Below are 18,906 nucleotides of genomic sequence, written 5' to 3'. Positions count from 1 at the left end.
GTGATCCGGGCTGCCCGTTCACTATCCCTATAAGAAACCAACAAGAGACTCGATCATGAAAGCACCTGCATTCAAGTTGACCAGCCTGGCCCTGGGCATGCTGCTATCCGCCAGCGCCCTGGCCGTCAACCCCGGCAGCCCCGATCCAGATACTGGCTCCGGCTTCCCCGGCGTCTCCGACTTTGCCGCCAGCGGCCCATTCTCGGTCACCAACAGCAACGTCAATACCACCTGTGCCGTGTACCGCCCGCGTACTCTGGGCGAAAACGGCCTGCGTCATCCGATCATCCTCTGGGGCAATGGTACCGGCAGCTCGCCAAGCACCTACAGCAACCTGCTGCAACACTGGGCCAGCCATGGCTTCGTCGTCGCGGCGGCGCGCACCTCCAATGCCGGCAGCGGCGAGCAGATGATCTCCTGCCTGGACTATCTGGTTGACCAGAATGGCCGCAGTACCGGCACTTTCGCCGGCAAGCTGGACGTCAACCGGGTCGCTACCGCTGGCCACTCCCAGGGTGGCGGCGGCAGCATCATGGCCGGTCAGGACAGCCGGATAACCGCGACCGCACCCTTCCAGCCCTACACCATCGGTCTCGGTCATCGCAGCTCATCGCAAAGCAACCAGAGCGGCCCGATGTTCCTGATGACGGGTGGCGGCGACACCATCGCCTCGCCCACCCTGAATGCCCTACCGGTATACAACCGCGCCAACGTACCGGTGTTCTGGGGCGAGCGCCGCTCGGTCAGCCACTTCGAGCCGGTGGGCAATGGCGGCGACTACCGGGGGCCATCCACAGCCTGGATGCGTTATCACCTGATGGACGATCAGAGCGCCGAAAGCCTGTTCTATGGCAGCAATTGCGGTCTGTGCAGCGACAGCCGTTGGGACGTGCGACGCAAAGGTATCAACTAGACCGCGCAGCGCGGACAGCAAGGCCGGCCACCCTGAGGGTGGCCGGCCTTTTTTCGTTACCCCATACCGTCTCGCTGATAGCAAGTCTGACTCATCAAGGAAACGGCTTGGCCGACCGAGCGGTCCTCTGCCATTCGGTCATGGACGGGACACTTTTATCCTTGGTATCATCCCGCTACTATTATATTTAAAAAGTACAATATGGAAGACGCCAATCCTATGAGCATGCAACCCACCCCCCTGTCCATGGCCCTGTCACAACGCAAATCCGACGAGCGAGCCACGCCGTTGAGCGCCTTTCGCATGGCGCGCCGCTGGTGGCTGGAAGGCCGTCGTCTGAACCTGTCGCTGCTGGCCGAAGAACTGGGGATTGGCCGCGCTACCCTGATGCGCTGGGTAGGCAACAAGGACCTGCTGATGGGCGAGATTCTCTGGTCGCTGTACAAGGGCATCTACGATCAGGCAATCGAGAAAGCGAGAATCGACCACCCGAAGCGCGGCATCGACTTTCTCGGACAGATCTACACCGACGTGAACGTGGCGCTGATCAATGCCAAACCCATGCATGATTTTCTCGCCGCCGAGCCGCAGTGGGGGCTGCAACTGCTGACCTCCAATGTCTCGGGATTGCAGCAACGTCTGATCGATGAGTGGGAAGCGCTGTTCGAGGAAGAGATCGAAGCCGGACGTATCAACCCGGAAATGGACGCCAACAGTCTGGCCTATTTCATCATCCGTATCGGCGAAGGCGCGATCTATTGCGACCTGATCTGCGGTCGTACACCTGACCCCGAGCGCGCCGGCCAGGCATTTCGCCTGCTGGTCAACGGCCACACCCGCTGAGCGGCGCAGTCAGCGCCGACGCAGCGGCCACTCTATGATGAAGCAGGCTCCACCCAGAGCCTGCGACCCCTCCGCCCGGGCCCGGCCGCCATGCCAGAACATGATGCGCCGCACGATCGACAACCCCAGACCATAGCCACCCGATGCACGCGTACGACTCAGGTCCATGCGCATGAACGGGGTGAAGATCTTTTCCCGGTAGGGCTCCGGGATGCCCGGCCCATCATCCTCGATGGAGATCCGGCACATGCCGTGTTGCACCCGAGTGGTGATCTTCACCTGGCTGCCGGCGTGGCGCATGGCATTGCTGACCAGATTGGTGATGGCCCGCTGCATGTAGCGTGGCTCGGCATCGATATGCCGCCCCAGGCCCCAGGAATTATCGATGTGCTCCAGATGGATGTTGGCATCGAGCGGCGCCAGCTCGGCCATGACATGCTCGACCATGCGCGGGATGTTGGTCCCTTTCATGGTGATCGCCGGAGCGCCCTGCTCCAGCCGCGCATAGGTGAGGATCTCATCGACCAGGCGGTCCAGCTCGCTGAGGTCGCCATCCATGCCTTCGATGAAACGCCTGCGGTCGTCGCCGGTCTGTGCGCTCTCGAGCATTTCCAGGCCAAAGCGCAGACGCGCGACCGGTGTGCGTAGCTCATGCGAGACCGCGCCCAGGGTCTCGCGCTGGATGCGCATCAGTCGCTGCAGGTGATCGGCCATTTCGTTGAAGGCCCGTGCCAGGCGGCCAACCGAATCAGGGCTATCCATATCCACCCGGAAATCCAGATTGCCACGACTGATATTCACCGCCGCGCTTTCCAGGGTCATCAACCGCCGCTCCAGCTGGCGCACCAGCAGATAGATCAGCAGGCCGGTGAGCATCAATGTCAGCAGCCCCATGATCATCAGCAACTCAGGCGGATAGGCACTCATCTGATACAGTGGCCCCAACTGCAGTATCCACTGGGTGCTGGGAATCTTCAGGTACAGCAGGATCGAATCGCCATCCGGCCCCAGGGCCATCACGGTGTCGCTTTCATCCAGCCGCCGCAGCTGGTCCGGATCCAGACCCGACTCGCGCACCCGACTCAATTGCAGCGGATAACCGAAGCCCTTTTGCCGGCGCAGCTGTTGCAGGCGCGCCGGCATATCCGACTCGGGACGGCGGATCAGTTCATCGGCAATCAGAAACAGCGTGGCACGGCCCAATTGCTCGGATACACGCTGAATATCGGCGGTCAGCACCGCCTCGCCCTGCATATCCACCAGCACCAGAACGCGGACTTCGTCATTGTCGGTGGGGCGCACCAGCACCCGGCCCTGGATCAGTTTCGACCAGGCGGCGGAGTCGAGCTGCAACTCGGGCAATGTCTGGATATGCAGCGGCACGCCCAGCAGCCGCTGCCATACGTTCATTACCTGCCGGCGTTCCGAGTCATCCATCGGCTGCAGGTTGTCAGCCATCAGCCGGAAGGTGCCGCTGGCGATACGTTCGCGGTAATCCTCGGCACGGATGCCATTGATCTGATGAATGGCGAGCAGTGCCAGCAGCGACACGGTGACCAGCACCAGCAGCATGCCGCCATAGATGCGCAGGAAGATCGAGTTCACGGCGTACCCGGTTCCGGCGCAACGAACAGGTAGCCCTTGCTGCGCACTGTCTTGATCAACCGTGGCATATCCGGATCATCACCGATCTTCGGACGAATGCGCGAGATGCGCACGTCAATGGAGCGGTCCTGGCCGTCGTATTCGATCCCGCGCAGAGCGACAAAGGTTTCCTCGCGGCTGAGAATGCGGCCGGCATTGCTGGCCAGCAACCACAGCAGATCGAACTCGGCACCGGTCAGGTCAATCAGTTCACCGTCCAGCCAGGCTTCACGCCGGGCGTTGTCGATGACCAGCGCACCAAAGGTCAGGCGCGTGCGCTGCTGCTCTGGCGTCTCCGCCTCGGTACGCCGCAGCAGGGCACGAATGCGTGCCAGCAACACCTGCGGACGCACCGGTTTGTTGACGAAGTCGTCGGCACCGGTTTCCAACCCCTGGATATGGTCCTGGTCGTCGCTGCGGGCGGTGAGCATCAGAATCGGCCGGGCAAACCCCGCCTCGCGCAGGCGCCGACATACCGACAGGCCATCCTCCCCCGGCAGCATCAGGTCAAGCACGACCAGCGATGGCGGATGGGCAAGGATTCGTTCGACAGCCCTGGCCCCATCGTCGATCAAATCGATCTGCAAGCCCTGGGACTGCAGAAACTCGCCAATCAGAGCGGCAAGCTTCGCATCATCTTCAACGATGACGATTCGTTCTTTCTCTGCGTGCATTCCGTTACCCTTGGGTTACTTCCGGAGGTGGCCGCAGATTGTATCATCAGCAATAAAAAAGGCCGGCACCTTGCCGACCTTTCATCTTGGAGCTGCAGAGCTGGATCAGGCCTTGTCGATCCGGTCCTTCAGATTTTCCTTCACCTTGCCCTTGACCTGCTGGGCTTCGCCCTTCCGTTCCTGCATGTGACCTTCGGCACGAGTACTCGGCTTGTCGCTGCTCTGCTTGACCTTGCCGACCATCTCGTTGGCCTTGCCTTTGATTTTGTCTGTGGTGCTACCCATGATCTGAACCTCGTATTGTCCGCTACAACTGTTTGGACAAGGCGAAGCGTTCAGATGTTGCATTTATTTCACCAGCAGTACCGGCACCGGCACATCGTGCACCACGCGAGTGGCGACCGACCCCATCACCAGATTGCCCAGGCTGCCCATGCCGCGGGTACCCATTACCACGGTAGTGCAGCCAAGGCGCTTCACCGCCGCGACCACTTCGGTAACCACATCGCCCACCACCTCATGGGTCTGGTGACTGATGGCCGCCGCCTGCAGCATTTGAACCGCCTCGGCATTGACCTTCTGCGCATGATTCATCGCACCCTTGCGCAGGTCATCGAGCATGGCCGCCGGCACATAGTTGCCATAGAGGTTGGGCTCGCGCTGCACGTTCAGCAGATGCACCTGGATATCTGGATAGGCCTTGGAAAACTCCACCAGGTATGCCACTGCCCGTTTGGCGGACTCCGAGCCGTCGAATGGAACCAATACGTTCTGCATAGCTACTCCCCTTGTTATCGTGCTGTTCTTTTCAGAGCATAGCTGCTAAAGCGCCGCCGCGCATTTGATCTGCGTCAACAGGACGCGGGAAAAGCCGACTTCGAGGGGAGCCGGCCTCAGGCGCGCGGCAGGGTCACACCGCGCTGGCCCTGGTACTTGCCGCCGCGATCCTTGTAGGACACTTCACAGTCCTCGTCGGATTCGAAGAACAGCATCTGTGCCACGCCTTCATTGGCGTAGATTTTCGCCGGCAGCGTGGTGGTGTTGGAGAACTCCAGGGTCACGTGGCCTTCCCACTCCGGCTCCAGCGGGGTGACGTTGACGATGATGCCGCAGCGCGCATAGGTGCTCTTGCCCAGGCAGATGGTCAGCACGTTGCGCGGAATACGGAAATACTCGACGGTGCGCGCCAGCGCGAAGGAGTTCGGCGGGATGATGCACACATCGCTCTTCACATCGACAAAGCTCTTTTCATCGAAGTGCTTGGGGTCCACCGTGGCCGAATGAATATTGGTGAACACCTTGAACTCGTCGGCGCAGCGCACATCGTAGCCGTAGCTGGACACTCCATAGGAAATCACCCGCTGACCTTCCTCGCCACGCACCTGGCGCTCGACAAAGGGTTCGATCATGCCGCATTCCTGCGACATGCGACGTATCCAACGATCCGATTTGATAGTCATGGGCGTGTTCTGATCCAAGCGTTAGAAAGACGCTGCATATTACCGGGTATTGAGCGGACACTAAAGCCCGCCGGTGGTCGTCGCACCACCGGCGTAGCGCAATGCTTCAATCGTCGCTGATACTGATCTCGGGCATCGCGGTCTGGTTGGCCTGGCCTGCGATCCGTGCCCCGACATGACGCGCCATATCCTGGTAGAGCAGGCTGATCTGGCATTCGGGCTCGGCAATCACTGTCGGCTTGCCGCCATCGGCCTGCTCGCGAATCATCAGGGATAGTGGCATGGAGCCCAGCAGGTCCACCCCGTATTCGTCCGACAGTCGCGTGCCGCCGCCTTCACCGAACAGGTGTTCGACGTGGCCGCAATTGGAACAGATGTGCACCGCCATGTTCTCCACCACGCCCAGCACCGGAATATTGACCTTGCGAAACATCTCGATGCCCTTGCGCGCATCCAGCAAGGCGATATCCTGCGGCGTGGTAACGATCACTGAGCCGGTGACCGGCACCTTCTGCGCCAGCGTCAATTGGATGTCGCCGGTGCCCGGTGGCATGTCGATCACCAGGTAATCCAGCTCGTCCCAGGCGGTCTGCGTCAGCAACTGCATCAGCGCCCCGGAGACCATGGGCCCGCGCCAGGCCATGGGTGTGTTGTCATCGGCGAGAAAAGCCATGGACATCACCTGCACGCCATGGGCCTGCGGTGCAACGAACCATTTCTGCTCCCGCACCTGCGGCCGGGTACCCGCGGGCAGGCCGAGCATCAGGCCCATGCTCGGACCATAGATATCCGCATCCAGCACACCGACGCGCGCCCCTTCGCGGGACAGCGCCAGGGCGAGGTTGACCGCGGTGGTGGACTTGCCTACCCCGCCCTTGCCGGAAGCGACGGCGATGATGTTCTTGACATTGGCCAGGGCCGGAATGCTGCCCTGGATGGGAGCGGCGTGAACTTCCCAACCCACCTGCACCGTGGCCGCCTCGACCCCCGCCACGTTCTCCACCGCCACGGTCAGCATCTGCGCAATACCACTGACGATATTGCCCGCCGCATATCCCAGGACGATATCGACACTGACCCGGCCACCATCGATCTGCAACGAGCGCAGGCAACCAGCGGCGAGGAGGTCGGTCTTGAGGTAAGGATCCTGATAACTGGCCAGGGCCTGTTCTACAGCGGTGCGGTCAATCTGGGTCATGGTATGCATCCAATGGAAACGAAATCCCCTTCATGCTACTGCCTGCGCTGCCGATTGACCACGCCAGGTACTGCTATTTCAGGGAGTTACCGATTCCGCAGCGTCATCGCTGGCGTTCCTGGTCTGGTCCCCTTCACCGGTCACCGGCGAGGTGCGCGTTTCAATGGAGTGAGTAGTATCGGTCGGTGCTATCGGCTCCTGCTCGGCGGGTCCTTCCTCCATATGCTGCTGCAACAGGGTCAGCAGGCGTCCCCCGCGGGCTCCGGCACTGTCCATGAGCCACTCGCGCATCGGCAGGCCGCGATCCTGGAAGGCCGCACGCTGCTCGGCGGTGAGATGGATGATCTCCACATCAGCGCTTTGCCCGATGGCCTCCAGCCACTTGGCATTGGTTGAGGCCTGGCGTTCATGGATATAAGGCACCAACTCCGCCACCGTCTCCTCGATGGCCTGCTCATGGTCGTCGGACAGATTGTCATACCAGTCGCCCTGCGCGACCAGAGTGGCGATGTGCTGCCCCTGCCGGGCCAGGATCAGATAGTCCTGTGATTGCGGCCATCCCGCCTGCTGCAGCCTGGACAGGGTCTGCACACTGCCATCGACCTGGTCCGTCTGCAGCGCCTCGGCTACTTCCTCGCCCGTCATGGTCACCGGGTTGGCGCCGTAGGCACTGTAGGTCTCGCGCAGCACCGGGTTGTCGGCCATGCCCAGGCTCAGGCCGGCAAGATCCTCGGGAGTGCGGACCGGTCGGTTCGCCGTCCACACCAGCCAACCCTCGGGCACCAGTGCCAGAGGCTGCAGCTCGTGCTCACGGTAGGCATCGACCAGATCGTGGTGCTTGCGAAACCCGTCGTCATTCAATATGCGTGTATTGCTCTGCTCATCCTCGCTCAGGGCAAACCCCAGGCTGAACAGCTGCGACTCGGGAACCACCTCGGTCAGGACATCCGAGGCGAGTGCCAGTTGCAGCGACCCATCCTGTAGCTGGGCCTGGATCTCGCCGAGACTGCCAAGCCGGCCATAGGGGAACAGGCGCACTTCGACTTCGCCGGCGGTCTTCTGGCTGATGATCTCGGCGAAGCGGTTGGCGTACTCGTACTGGAGGCTGTCGTCACCCTCTTCCAGGGCGAAGCGCCAGATTTCCACCTGACCGGTGGCCGGCTGTTCATCGGCCAGGGTTTGCGCCTTCTGCTGTTCGTTATCACCACAGGCCGCAAGCACCAGAGCGGCAGCACCTACCAGAGCATTACGCCATATCATGGAACTGTCCTCGCACATTGTCCTGATAAACATAATAAAAAGTAACACAGGATGGGACTGTGTCCATGTTATGGACAATGTAATCACCCGATATTCGCGATAATAATGTCGCCCGGTCGGAAGTGCTCAGCAGCAAAACCAGACTATTGTCCAAATTAAGGCTGCCGATAGCATAGGTTGAGAAGCAGTCATCGTTCTCGTGGATGCAAACAATTATAACGCTCCACACAGGGGCACCGAGGGAACCATGCAGGATATTTCTACCCCCACCTCCTCTCGAATCACTCCCGTCAGGCTGCCGGCCCTGCCTGCCGGAGGCGCGGCATTGTCTCTGACCGTCCTCATGCTGGGCGCGCTGTTGCTGTGGCAGAGTAGCGGCCTGGTCCAGCTGCTGGCAGTGGTGCTGAGCACCGTCTCGCTGCTGCTGGTGTGGCTGCTGACCTGCCAGCAACCACAGGCCTCATCACTGCTCACGCGACTCGATCAGGCCAATGCCTTGCAGATCGATCTATCAGCAACAGCCGAACATGCTGACTGCGCCAGCAGCCACGCGTTCGCCGGTTTCAGTGGTCGCCTGCGCAACATGCTGCTCGAATTGCAGCAGCAGAGCCTGAGTATTGCGCTGGCGTCGGCGAAGAACCGGGTTCTGGCCGAACGCACGGAAAACGAGGCAAAGGTGCAACAGCAACTGTCCGAGCTGATTTTCCAGGCCAGCGACCAGACCAGCAGTGCACTGCAGGATATTTCCGCCCGTACCAGCAACATCACCGGGATGACCGCGCGCAACCTGGATGGCGCCAGGGCCTCGCAGATGCAACTGACCGAGGCCTGCGACCGCATGCAGCAGATCAGCGAGGCGATGGCCAGCTTCAAGGGCAATATCGCGGCACTGGACGCCAGTTCGGCACAGATCCGCACGATACTCACCACGGTGCAGAATTTTTCTGCGCAGACCAATATGCTGGCGCTGAACGCAGCGATCGAGGCCGCCAGGGCCGGCGAGCAGGGTCGCGGGTTCGCGGTGGTCGCCGATGAGGTACGTAGCCTGTCGATCCAGGTTGGCGATGCGGCCGACCAGATCGACCAGCTGATGGAGCAGATGCTCGGCGCCATGACCGGTGCCGAGCAGCAGACCCGGCATATGCAGCAGCATTCCGATGACGCGGGTCAAGCGGTACGCGTGGCAGCCGAGCAGTTCGGCCAGATGGTCGAGGACTTTCAGCTGACCAACGACGACCTGCTGATGGTCAGTAGTGCACTGGAACAGCTATCGGTAGGTAATCAGGAAACCCATCAGCACAGCAGCGCCATCCGCGACAGCAGCCTGAGCATCAGCAACAACATGGCGCAGAATTTCGTGCTTGCTGACCACCAGCGCGATGACAGCAACCTGGTGCTGCAGACACTGAGCCTGTTCCGACTGGGCGAGGGCCGCCTGGAGCAGATCAGCGACATACTGCTGGGCCGTCGTGCCGAACTGGAAGCCGTGCTGGAGGAACTCGACCGGCGCGGCCTGGACATGTTCGACCGCCACTACCAGGCCATCGCCGAGCAGCCGGGCAAGCACCGGGTCAGCTGGACCGACCCCTTCCGCGAACTCGTGCAACCGCTGCTGGACGCATGGGACTGCGGCAGCAAGGATGGCATCCTCTATATGACCGCCATCGACGACCGCAGCTATATGGCTGCCGCCCGCACCGCCGCCTCGCAGCCGCTGAGCGGCGACCCACGCATGGACAGCATGCGCAGCACCCATATGCGCTTCACCATCGACAACCCGGTGGAACTGGAGAACCTGCGCAAGTGCACCTACATCAGCATGGGTACCTTCATCCTGCCGAATGGTCGGCCGATCTTCGTGCAGTTCGTCCCGCTGATGCTCAACGGCCGGCGCTGGGGCACCCTGACCGCAGGGATACTGCCCGCAGCACTGGGACTGCAATCATGATGAGCCAGACCATCGCACCAGGGCTCATGGGCGGCGCATGAAAGTCGCCGCCCGGTGCGCTGCCTGCCCGATCAGTTGCAACTGGTCCATGCCGCTGCTCTTCAATGGTTTGAAGTCATGGTCGCCGGACGCCAGCCAATTCACCTGGATCTGCTCGGACAGCTCATAACCCTCGACCTCTTCAGGCTTGCCGAAGGGGTCACGGGTCCCCTGCAGGATCAGCGTCGGAGTGCGCAACTGCGCCAGGTGCGCGGTACGCGGCTTGTCCGGTTTGCCCGGCGGATGAAAGGGATAACCAAAACAGATCAGGCCAGCGGCACCCAGTTCGTCAGCCAGCAGGCTGGCGACTCGCCCACCCATCGACTTGCCGCCGATGAACAGCGGCCCGGACAATGCCTGATAATGCAGCCGAAAACTGTCCTGCAACACCGGCATGGGGTTGGGCGGGCGTTTGCCGCCCGACTCCCGGCGGGAGGCCATATAGGGGAACTCGAAACGCAGCACCTTTATACCTTGTGCCGCCAGCGCCTCGGCCAGCAAATCGAGGTAATCGCTGTCCATTGGCGCTCCGGCACCGTGAGCCAGCAACAGGGTCGCCGCGTCCGGTCCGCCAGGGGACGTTTCAAGAAAGGATGGGGTCATGCGCTTCACTCCTGGTAACAGTGCCGCTGGTCAGTCCGGATCATTTTTTATGGACCAGCTTTTTTGGTCCGGCGCCTTGATTTCGGGCATGTGCGACATCATGCCACAGCGCGGTGGCGGAACCATCCCTTCACAGCTCCGACCCCTGGGCTTATCCTTTGCTCCCCGGTAATCCGGCCTGGGATGGGTATCGCCCCGGCCCCCGGGAAGGCCTGACGGAGCAGACGCGGAGGTGTATTGTTGCGGGCGCTTTTACCGGCGATTTCCTTTCCCCAACCATACGCTCTAACCGCCGAAACCCTTCGCCCGACCCTCCCGGCCACTGGCCATTACGTTGACATGTGTCATTGCAAACAATACGGGCATTCCTCATACTGCCGCCGCTTTGACCCCCTTTAACCTTTGCTATCCGTGGAATCTCTCGCATGAGCACAGCTACCACTCCGACAGCCTATAACTATAAGGTGGTACGTCAGTTCGCCGTCATGACGGTGGTCTGGGGTATCATTGGCATGGCTCTAGGTGTCTTCATTGCCGCCCAGCTGGTCTGGCCAGCCCTTAACTTTGACCTGCCCTGGACCAGCTTCGGACGCCTGCGCCCGCTGCACACCAACGCGGTCATCTTTGCCTTCGGCGGTTGTGCGCTGATGGGCACCTCGTTCTACGTGGTGCAGCGCACTACCCAGGCGCGCCTGTTCTCCGACCGCCTGGCGGCTTTCGTGTTCTGGGGTTGGCAGGCCGTCATCGTGCTTGCCGTGATCACCCTGCCGCTCGGCTATACCAGCACCAAGGAGTATGCGGAGCTGGAGTGGCCGATCGACATCCTGATCACAGTGGTGTGGGTAGCCTATGCCGTGGTGTTCTTCGGCACCATCGTCAAGCGCAAGATGAAGCACATCTACGTAGCCAACTGGTTCTACGGTGCCTTCATCATCACCATCGCCGTGCTGCACATCATCAACAACCTGGAAATGCCGGTCAGCATGTGGAAGTCCTATTCCATCTACGCCGGTGCGACCGATGCGATGATCCAGTGGTGGTATGGCCACAACGCGGTAGGCTTCTTCCTGACCGCCGGCTTCCTCGGCATGATGTACTACTTCGTGCCCAAGCAGACCGACCGTCCGGTGTATTCCTATCGTCTGTCGATCGTGCACTTCTGGGCGCTGATCGGCCTGTACATCTGGGCCGGCCCGCACCACCTGCACTACACCGCCCTGCCTGACTGGGCTCAGACCCTCGGCATGGTGATGTCGCTGATCCTGCTGGCACCTTCCTGGGGTGGCATGATCAACGGGATGATGACCCTGTCCGGCGCCTGGCACAAACTGCGCACCGACCCGATCCTGCGCTTCCTGGTAGTGGCCCTGGCGTTCTACGGCATGTCCACCTTCGAAGGCCCGATGATGGCGATCAAGACCGTCAACGCCCTGTCGCACTACACCGACTGGACCATCGGTCACGTACACGCCGGCGCTCTGGGCTGGGTTGCCATGATTTCCATCGGCGCCATCTACCACATGCTGCCAAAGGTGTTCGGCCGCGAGCAGATGTACAGCACTGGCCTGATCAACGCCCACTTCTGGCTGGCGACCATCGGTACCGTACTGTACATCGTCTCCATGTGGGTCAACGGCATCACCCAGGGTCTGATGTGGCGCGCAGTGAACGTCGACGGCACCCTGACCTACTCCTTCGTCGAAGCGCTGGAAGCCAGCCACCCGGGCTTCATCGTTCGCTGGATCGGCGGCCTGTTCTTCCTGATCGGCATGCTGCTGATGGCCTACAACAGCTGGCGCACCATCAGTGCCTCGAAGCCGGCCGAAGCCCAGTCTGCAGCCCAGATCGCCTGAGGATTTGATTGATGAGACAACATGAGATTGTTGAAAAGAACATAGGCCTGATGATCGTGCTGATCGTGATCGCGATCAGCTTCGGCGGCCTGACCCAGATCGTCCCGCTGTTCTTCCAGGACGAAACCACCCAGCCGGTGGAGGGCCTGCGTCCCTACACCGCGGTGGAGCTGGAAGGCCGTGACATCTACATCCGTGAAGGCTGCGTCAGCTGCCACTCGCAAATGATCCGTCCGTTCCGCTCGGAAACCGAGCGCTACGGCCATTACTCCGTCGCCGGCGAAAGCGTCTGGGAACACCCCTTCCTGTGGGGCTCCAAGCGTACTGGTCCGGACCTGGCCCGTGTCGGCGAGCGCTACTCCGACGACTGGCACCGCGCTCACCTGATCAACCCGCGTGACGTAGTGCCCGAGTCGAAGATGCCGTCCTATCCCTGGTTGCAGGAAAACGTGCTGACTGGCAAGCATACCGCCCGGAAAATGGAAGTCATGCGCAAGCTGGGCGTCCCATACACCGATGAAGACATTGCCGGCGCCACAGAAGCCGTCAAGGGCGTAGCTGAAATCGATGCCCTGATTGCCTATCTGCAGCACCTGGGCACTGTCATCTCCGACCGCCGGTAACTACCAATGGATATCAACACTCTCCGCGGCATCGCCACCATCTTCGCCATGGTGGCCTTTATCGGCGTCGTGATATGGGCCTACAGCTCATACAAGAAGAAGGATTTTGATGAAGCAGCGCAGTTGCCCTTCGCCGACGATGATGAAGACCAGAAAACGTGTGAGCAGCAGAAAGACACCCGGAGTAATGAAAAATGAGTAATTTCTGGAGTGGGTACATCATTGCCCTCACTGTCGTCTTCCTCGTCCTGATCACCTGGCTGCTGTTCGCCACACGCAAGGGTCAGCAGGTCGACCAGACTACCGAGACAACCGGCCACAACTATGACGGCATCGAAGAGTATGACAACCCGCTGCCGCGCTGGTGGTTCATGCTGTTCATCGCCACCCTGGTATTCAGCGTGATCTACCTGATCCTGTATCCGGGCATGGGTAAGTTCCCGGGCGTGCTGGGCTGGACCCAGGTCAACCAGTACGAGCGTGAAGTGACACGCGCCGAGGCGCAGTTCGCACCGATCTTCGCCAACTACAGCGAGATGTCGATCGCCGACGTGGCGCGGGATGAAGAGGCACGCCGCATTGGTCAACGCCTGTTCGCCACCAACTGCTCGGTATGTCACGGTTCCGATGCCCGTGGCGCCTTCGGCTTTCCGAACCTGACCGACAACGATTGGATCTGGGGTGGCGAGCCCGAGCAGATCATGACCACCCTGCGCCAGGGTCGTCAGGCTGCCATGCCCGCGTGGCTGGCAGTGATCGGCGAGGAAGGCGTGCGCAACACTGCAGGTTATGTACGCCACCTGGCAGGCCTGGAGTCCGAGGGTGTCGACCTGGAAGCCGGCAAGCAGGTGTTCAACACCAACTGTGTCGCCTGCCACGGCCCGGACGGCAAGGGTAACCCGCTGCTGGGCGCACCCAACCTGACCGACGACGTATGGCTGTATGGCTCCAGCATGCTGCAGGTCCAGCACACCATTCGTGCCGGCCGTAACGGCAACATGCCAGCCCAGGCTCACCTGGGTGACGACAAGCTGCACATGCTTGCCGCCTACGTTTACAGTCTTTCCCTGGAAGACAAGTAACACCCCCACGTGACGTCCTGTCGCATGGTACGCTCCGCCCGGTCAGGTTATCCTGATCGGGCGGAGTCGCATTACCCCCCTGACCAGCACTGCTCTGGCCAGGCGTCCCTTCTTATAACGATATGGCCAGCCTGATATGAGCGAGAAAATACCCGTTAAAGACGTATCCACGGAAAAGATAGAAACCATTGACCTGTATGCCAAGCGCGAGAATATTCACCCGCGCTCGTATCAGGGCTTTTTCAAGAACATCCGCCTGGCAGGTGTGGCAGCGCTGTTTCTGCTGTTCTTCGGAACAGTGTGGCTGAACGTCGATGGCCGTCAGGCGGTGCTGTGGGATCTTCCTGCCCGCCAGTTCCATATCTTCGGTGCCACCTTCCAGCCGCAGGACTTCTTTCTGTTGTCCTTCCTGCTGATCATCTGCGCCTTCGGCCTGTTCTTCATCACTACCTTCGCTGGTCGCGTGTGGTGCGGCTACACCTGCCCGCAAACTGTATGGACCTGGATATTCATGTGGGCCGAGCGCGTCACCGAGGGTGAGCGCAATGCCCGTATCAAGCTCGACGCGGCGCCGATGAGCATCAACAAACTGGCCCGGCGCAGCGCCAAGCATGCCCTGTGGATTGCCGTATCACTGGTCACGGCGCTGACCTTCGTCGGCTATTTCACGCCTATCCGCGGTCTGGTGGTGGACCTGGCTACCCTGCATCTGAATGGCTGGGCGGCGTTCTGGATCTTCTTCTTCACCGCCGCCACCTATATCAATGCCGGCTGGCTGCGCGAGCAGGTGTGCTTCTACATGTGCCCTTATGCACGCTTCCAGAGCGTGATGTTCGACAAGGACACCATGGTGGTCACCTATGACTACACCCGCGGCGAGAACCGTGGCCCGCGCAAGAAAGGCGCCGACCCGGCCGCACTCGGCCTGGGCGACTGCATCGACTGCACCATGTGCGTTCAGGTCTGCCCCACCGGTATCGACATCCGTGATGGCCTGCAGCACGAGTGCATCCAGTGTGCCGCCTGTATCGATGCCTGTGACGACATCATGGACAAGATGAACTACCCGCGCGGCCTGATCCGCTACACCACCGAGCACAATCTGGCCGGACAGAAGACCCGCATCCTGCGTCCACGCCTGATCGGCTATGGTGCAGCCCTGGCGATCATGATCGGCATGTTCATCTTCACCATCGGCAACCTGGCCCAGGTCAGTCTGGACGTACAGCGCGATCGAAATGTCCTGTATCGTGAAGCCCGTGGCGGCCATATCGAAAACGTGTACATAATCAAGGTCATGAACAAGGGCCAGCAGACCCGCACCTTCGACCTGAGCGTGGAAGGCCATCCGGAACTGCAACTGCAGATGAGCGCGGGCCGCCTGACCGTAGAGCCGAGCAGCCTGCTGCAGGTCCCGGTCAACGTACAGCTGGACCCAGCGTTCATGCAAGGCACCAACATGCCCATCACCTTCATCGTCACCGCAGCGGATGACACCGGCATCTCGGCCCAGTCCGAAAGCCGTTTCATGGGCCCTACAATCAGGTAATTTCATGCAACACGACGAGAACATTCCACCCTGGTACAAGCAGTTCTGGCCCTGGTTCCTGATCAGCATCCTGGTATTTGCCGTCGTCATCGGCCTGGGCCTGCTGTACGTCTCGCTGCTCAACCCGGACAGCATGGTGCGTGACAATTACTACAAGGAAGGTCGCGCCATCAACATGCACATGGGGCGCGACCACCGCGCACGGGAACTGGATCTGGCGGCGCAGTTCAGCGTCGATGAGCTGACCGGCGACGTCAGCCTGCAGCTGGATGGCAAGCTGGATCAACCGCCGCCCCGACTGCTGCTGGAGATCATCTCCCCGACCCACGCCGAGCGCGACCGCAGCGTGGAGCTGACGCAGATTTCCGGCAACCACTACACCGGCCAGCTGGAGCACAGCATCCGGGGTCGACACTACATCGACCTGAGCGATCCGGCGCTGCCGGCTGAAGACGGCTGGCGCCTGACCGGCGAAATAACCCTGGTCATGGGGCAACAGCACCAGCTTTCCGCCCGCTGAGCCATGGCCCACCCCACTCCCTGCTATCACTGCGGCGAGCCGGTTCCTGCCGGCTCCTCGTGGTGCGTCAGCATCCTCGGCCAGCAGCGCGCCATGTGCTGTCCCGGCTGTCAGGCCGTGGCCGAGGCGATCATCGCCGGCGGGCTGGAATCCTACTATTCCCACCGCACGGAAAACTCGATCAATCCCGAAGCCCTGCCACAGGCGCTGCAGGACGAACTGGAGATGCTCGACCGCAGCGATGTGCAGCAGCGCTATGTACGCAGCGAGGGTGATCAGCAACATATCCAGTTGCTCATCGAAGGCATTAGCTGCGCCGCCTGTGGCTGGCTGATCGAAAAGCGCCTGCGGCAGATGCCCGGGGTAGCCGAGGCCATCCTCAACCTGGGCAACAACCGGCTTACCCTCAGTTGGGACAGCACCGACACCAAGCTGTCCGCGCTGCTGGCCGAGCTCAAGCGCATCGGCTATGCCGCGCATCCCTACGAGCCGGACCAGGCCAGCGCACAGATCGCCCAGGAGAACCGCCGCTACCTGCGCCGCCTGGGGTTGGCCGGCCTGATGTTCATGCAGGTTATGATGGCCACCATGGCGCTATGGGACGGCTTCAACCAGGACCTGACCCCGGAAATGGCCGTCACCCTGCGCTGGGCAGCGCTGCTGATGACCACGCCAGTGGTGCTGTACAGCTGCATCCCGTTCTTCCGCGGCGGCTGGCGCGATCTGAAGAACCGCCGGCTGAGCATGGATGTCTCGGTCTCCCTGGCCATTGGCGCCACCTATCTGGCCGGCATCTGGGCCACCCTGACCAATTCCGGTGAAGTGTATTTCGACTCGGTAGTGATGTTCGCCTTCTTCCTGCTGGCCGGCCGCTATCTGGAGCGCCGGGCGCGCCAGCGAACGGTGGAAAGCACCGCCAAACTGGTCAACCTGCTGCCGCCGAGCACCCTGCGGGTGGATGACCAAGGGCGGACCCAGCGCATCATGCTCGACGAGGTACGCACCGGCGATCTGCTGGAGGTCAAGCCCGGGGAAAGCATTCCCGCCGATGGCATCATCACCCGTGGCGTCAGCAGCGTCGACGAATCGGCGCTCTCCGGGGAATACCTGCCACTGACCAAGCAACTCGGCGACCGGGTCACCGCCGGCACGCTGAACGTGGAAGGTCCATTGCAGATCCAGGTCAGCGCGATCGGCGAGCAGACTCGCCTGTCCGCCATTGTCCGGTTGCTGGACCGCGCCCAGTCGGACAAGCCGCGCCTGGCTCATCTGGCCGACCGCGTCGCACAGTACTTCCTGCTCACCGTGCTGCTGGCGATCGTCGTGGTCGGTGCCGCCTGGTGGTGGCTGGTCAGCGGCGACAAGGCCTTCTGGATCATCATCGCCATGTTGGTGGCCGCCTGCCCCTGCGCACTGTCACTGGCCACGCCCACCGCGCTGACCACCGCCACCGGCAGTCTGCACAAGCTCGGTCTGCTGATCACCCGCGGGCATGTGCTGGAGGGCCTGAACAAGGTCGACACGGTGATTCTCGACAAGACCGGCACCTTGACCGAAGGCCGCATGACCCTGGAGCGCATCCAGCCATTTGCCGGCCAGGATCCCGATCACGTACTGGAACTGGCGCGGGCGATCGAGTCGCATTCCGAGCATCCCATCGCCCGCGCCTTCGGGCGCAGTGCGCGGCAGGCTGACTCGGTCACCAGCCACCCGGGGCTGGGGCTGGAAGGCCTCTGTGAAGGGCGCCTGCTGCGTATCGGCAAGCCTGGATACGTGGCCCAACTGGGCAGTTGGGATGCCCCCGCTATCCCCGCAGAGCCCGGACAATGGCTGCTGCTGGGCGATGCACAGGGGCCGCTGGCCTGGTTCGTCCTCAATGACCGGCTGCGCCGGGATGCGCCGCAGCTTATCCAGTCGCTCAAGGCGCGCGGCCTGCGTGTGGTGCTGCTGTCCGGCGATCACACACCGGTGGTCGAGCGCATGGCGGGCGAGCTGGGCATCGCCGAGGCAATCGGCAATGCCACGCCGGCGGACAAGCTGGCCTTCGTCCAGCAACAGCAGGCCGCAGGTGCGACGGTGCTGATGCTCGGTGATGGCGTCAACGACGTGCCGGTACTGGCCAGTGCCAATATTTCCATCGCCATGGGCGAAGCCTCCGACCTGGCCAAGACCAGCGCCGATGCGGTACTACTCAGCAGCCAACTGCAGGTGCTGAGCGACGCCTTCGTGGTCGCCCGGCGCACCCGGCGCATCATGCTGCAGAACCTGTTCTGGGCCAGCGCCTATAATCTGGGGGCACTACCCCTGGCGGCACTCGGTCTGGTCACCCCGGCACTGGCTGCAGCCGGCATGTCCGCCAGCTCACTGCTGGTGGTACTCAACGCACTGCGCCTGAGTCGCCTGCCCCAGCATACCCGGCGCCCACGCAGTGCACCGCAGCCCGCCCCCATTCTGGAGCACAGCCCATGACCGTACTCTATATCCTGGTTCCGGTGGCCATCGTACTGGTGATCCTCGCCATCCTGGTGTTCAACTGGGCGGTCAATAGTGGCCAGTACGACGACCTGGACAGCCCGGCCCACAGCATTCTGTTCGATGAGGAAGACCCGGCTCACCTCGAGGCACAGCAACGGACAGAACAATCAAAGCCCGATGACCGCCAGCAGTCGCCGAATGACCAGGAGCCCAAAGCCTGAG

19 protein-coding genes are annotated in these 18,906 nt (G+C 61.6%); 11 read left to right on the top strand and 8 right to left on the bottom strand.

Going from position 1 to position 18,906, the window contains the following annotated elements; genetic code table 11:
* The first annotated feature begins 55 nt into the window (after window positions 1-55).
* Entirely contained in the window at window positions 56-913 is an 858-nt protein-coding gene (locus tag CQ007_RS07150) for an alpha/beta hydrolase (RefSeq protein WP_105644616.1), read from the top strand.
* Between the two features lie 219 nt (window positions 914-1,132).
* Entirely contained in the window at window positions 1,133-1,756 is a 624-nt protein-coding gene (locus CQ007_RS07145; protein ID WP_105644614.1) for a QsdR family transcriptional regulator, read from the top strand.
* A 9-nt stretch (window positions 1,757-1,765) separates the two neighbouring features.
* On the opposite strand, the gene CQ007_RS07140 is transcribed toward CQ007_RS07145, so the two are convergent.
* From CQ007_RS07140 to dctP, 7 genes are all read right to left on the bottom strand, one after another.
* Window positions 1,766-3,361, bottom strand: coding sequence for an ATP-binding protein (locus tag CQ007_RS07140; RefSeq protein WP_105644612.1), 1,596 nt, complete (start codon window positions 3,359-3,361; stop codon window positions 1,766-1,768).
* Window positions 3,358-4,074, bottom strand: coding sequence for a response regulator transcription factor (locus CQ007_RS07135; protein WP_105644610.1), 717 nt, complete (start codon window positions 4,072-4,074; stop codon window positions 3,358-3,360). Before CQ007_RS07135 ends, CQ007_RS07140 begins: the two co-directional genes overlap by 4 nt.
* Before the next feature lie 105 nt (window positions 4,075-4,179).
* Entirely contained in the window at window positions 4,180-4,359 is a 180-nt protein-coding gene (locus CQ007_RS07130) for a CsbD family protein (protein WP_105644608.1), read from the bottom strand.
* Between the two features lie 63 nt (window positions 4,360-4,422).
* Window positions 4,423-4,851, bottom strand: a complete 429-nt coding sequence (locus tag CQ007_RS07125) for a universal stress protein (protein ID WP_105644606.1) — start codon at window positions 4,849-4,851, stop codon at window positions 4,423-4,425.
* A gap of 116 nt (window positions 4,852-4,967) precedes the next feature.
* The gene (dcd, locus tag CQ007_RS07120) at window positions 4,968-5,534 is read right to left on the bottom strand and encodes a dCTP deaminase (RefSeq protein WP_105644604.1); all 567 of its coding nucleotides are present in this window, start codon (window positions 5,532-5,534) and stop codon (window positions 4,968-4,970) included.
* Window positions 5,535-5,640: 106 nt separating this feature from the next.
* On the bottom strand, window positions 5,641-6,732 hold the full coding sequence (gene apbC, locus CQ007_RS07115; RefSeq protein ID WP_105645224.1) for an iron-sulfur cluster carrier protein ApbC: 1,092 nt from the start codon (window positions 6,730-6,732) through the stop codon (window positions 5,641-5,643).
* Between the two features lie 78 nt (window positions 6,733-6,810).
* Window positions 6,811-7,992, bottom strand: a complete 1,182-nt coding sequence (gene dctP / locus CQ007_RS07110) for a TRAP transporter substrate-binding protein DctP (protein WP_158256736.1) — start codon at window positions 7,990-7,992, stop codon at window positions 6,811-6,813.
* 247 nt (window positions 7,993-8,239) lie between these two features.
* On the opposite strand from dctP, the gene CQ007_RS07105 reads away from it, so the two are divergent.
* Complete coding sequence (locus CQ007_RS07105) at window positions 8,240-9,940, top strand: methyl-accepting chemotaxis protein (RefSeq protein ID WP_105644600.1); 1,701 nt, start codon at window positions 8,240-8,242, stop codon at window positions 9,938-9,940.
* Window positions 9,941-9,964: 24 nt separating this feature from the next.
* Here the strand turns inward: CQ007_RS07105 and CQ007_RS07100 are convergent, their stop codons facing one another.
* Entirely contained in the window at window positions 9,965-10,582 is a 618-nt protein-coding gene (locus tag CQ007_RS07100; protein ID WP_105644598.1) for an alpha/beta family hydrolase, read from the bottom strand.
* Between the two features lie 425 nt (window positions 10,583-11,007).
* Between CQ007_RS07100 and ccoN the strand changes: the two genes are divergently transcribed.
* From ccoN to ccoS, 8 genes are all read left to right on the top strand, one after another.
* A complete protein-coding gene (gene ccoN, locus CQ007_RS07095; protein ID WP_105644596.1) occupies window positions 11,008-12,435 on the top strand; it encodes a cytochrome-c oxidase, cbb3-type subunit I in 1,428 nt (475 codons plus the stop codon).
* Between the two features lie 11 nt (window positions 12,436-12,446).
* Window positions 12,447-13,058: a cytochrome-c oxidase, cbb3-type subunit II gene (gene ccoO / locus CQ007_RS07090; RefSeq protein WP_105644594.1), complete on the top strand. Its 612-nt coding sequence runs from the start codon at window positions 12,447-12,449 to the stop codon at window positions 13,056-13,058.
* Window positions 13,059-13,064: 6 nt separating this feature from the next.
* Entirely contained in the window at window positions 13,065-13,256 is a 192-nt protein-coding gene (locus CQ007_RS07085) for a cbb3-type cytochrome c oxidase subunit 3 (RefSeq protein WP_105644592.1), read from the top strand.
* Entirely contained in the window at window positions 13,253-14,140 is an 888-nt protein-coding gene (ccoP, locus tag CQ007_RS07080) for a cytochrome-c oxidase, cbb3-type subunit III (protein WP_105644590.1), read from the top strand. Before CQ007_RS07085 ends, ccoP begins: the two co-directional genes overlap by 4 nt.
* 136 nt (window positions 14,141-14,276) lie before the next feature.
* Window positions 14,277-15,689: a cytochrome c oxidase accessory protein CcoG gene (gene ccoG / locus CQ007_RS07075; RefSeq protein ID WP_105644588.1), complete on the top strand. Its 1,413-nt coding sequence runs from the start codon at window positions 14,277-14,279 to the stop codon at window positions 15,687-15,689.
* Window positions 15,690-15,693: 4 nt separating this feature from the next.
* On the top strand, window positions 15,694-16,209 hold the full coding sequence (locus CQ007_RS07070; RefSeq protein WP_158256734.1) for a FixH family protein: 516 nt from the start codon (window positions 15,694-15,696) through the stop codon (window positions 16,207-16,209).
* 3 nt (window positions 16,210-16,212) lie between these two features.
* Window positions 16,213-18,678 (top strand): heavy metal translocating P-type ATPase, encoded by a 2,466-nt coding sequence (locus CQ007_RS07065; protein WP_105644584.1) that lies wholly within the window; start codon window positions 16,213-16,215, stop codon window positions 18,676-18,678.
* Entirely contained in the window at window positions 18,675-18,905 is a 231-nt protein-coding gene (gene ccoS / locus CQ007_RS07060; protein WP_105644582.1) for a cbb3-type cytochrome oxidase assembly protein CcoS, read from the top strand. Before CQ007_RS07065 ends, ccoS begins: the two co-directional genes overlap by 4 nt.
* Window position 18,906: the final 1 nt, after the last annotated feature.

This window comes from Pseudomonas sp. MYb185, assembly GCF_002979975.1.
Lineage (GTDB): Bacteria > Pseudomonadota > Gammaproteobacteria > Pseudomonadales > Pseudomonadaceae > Halopseudomonas.
The sequence above is the reverse complement of the archived record's forward strand: the minus strand, read 5'-3'. Positions and strand labels throughout refer to the sequence as shown.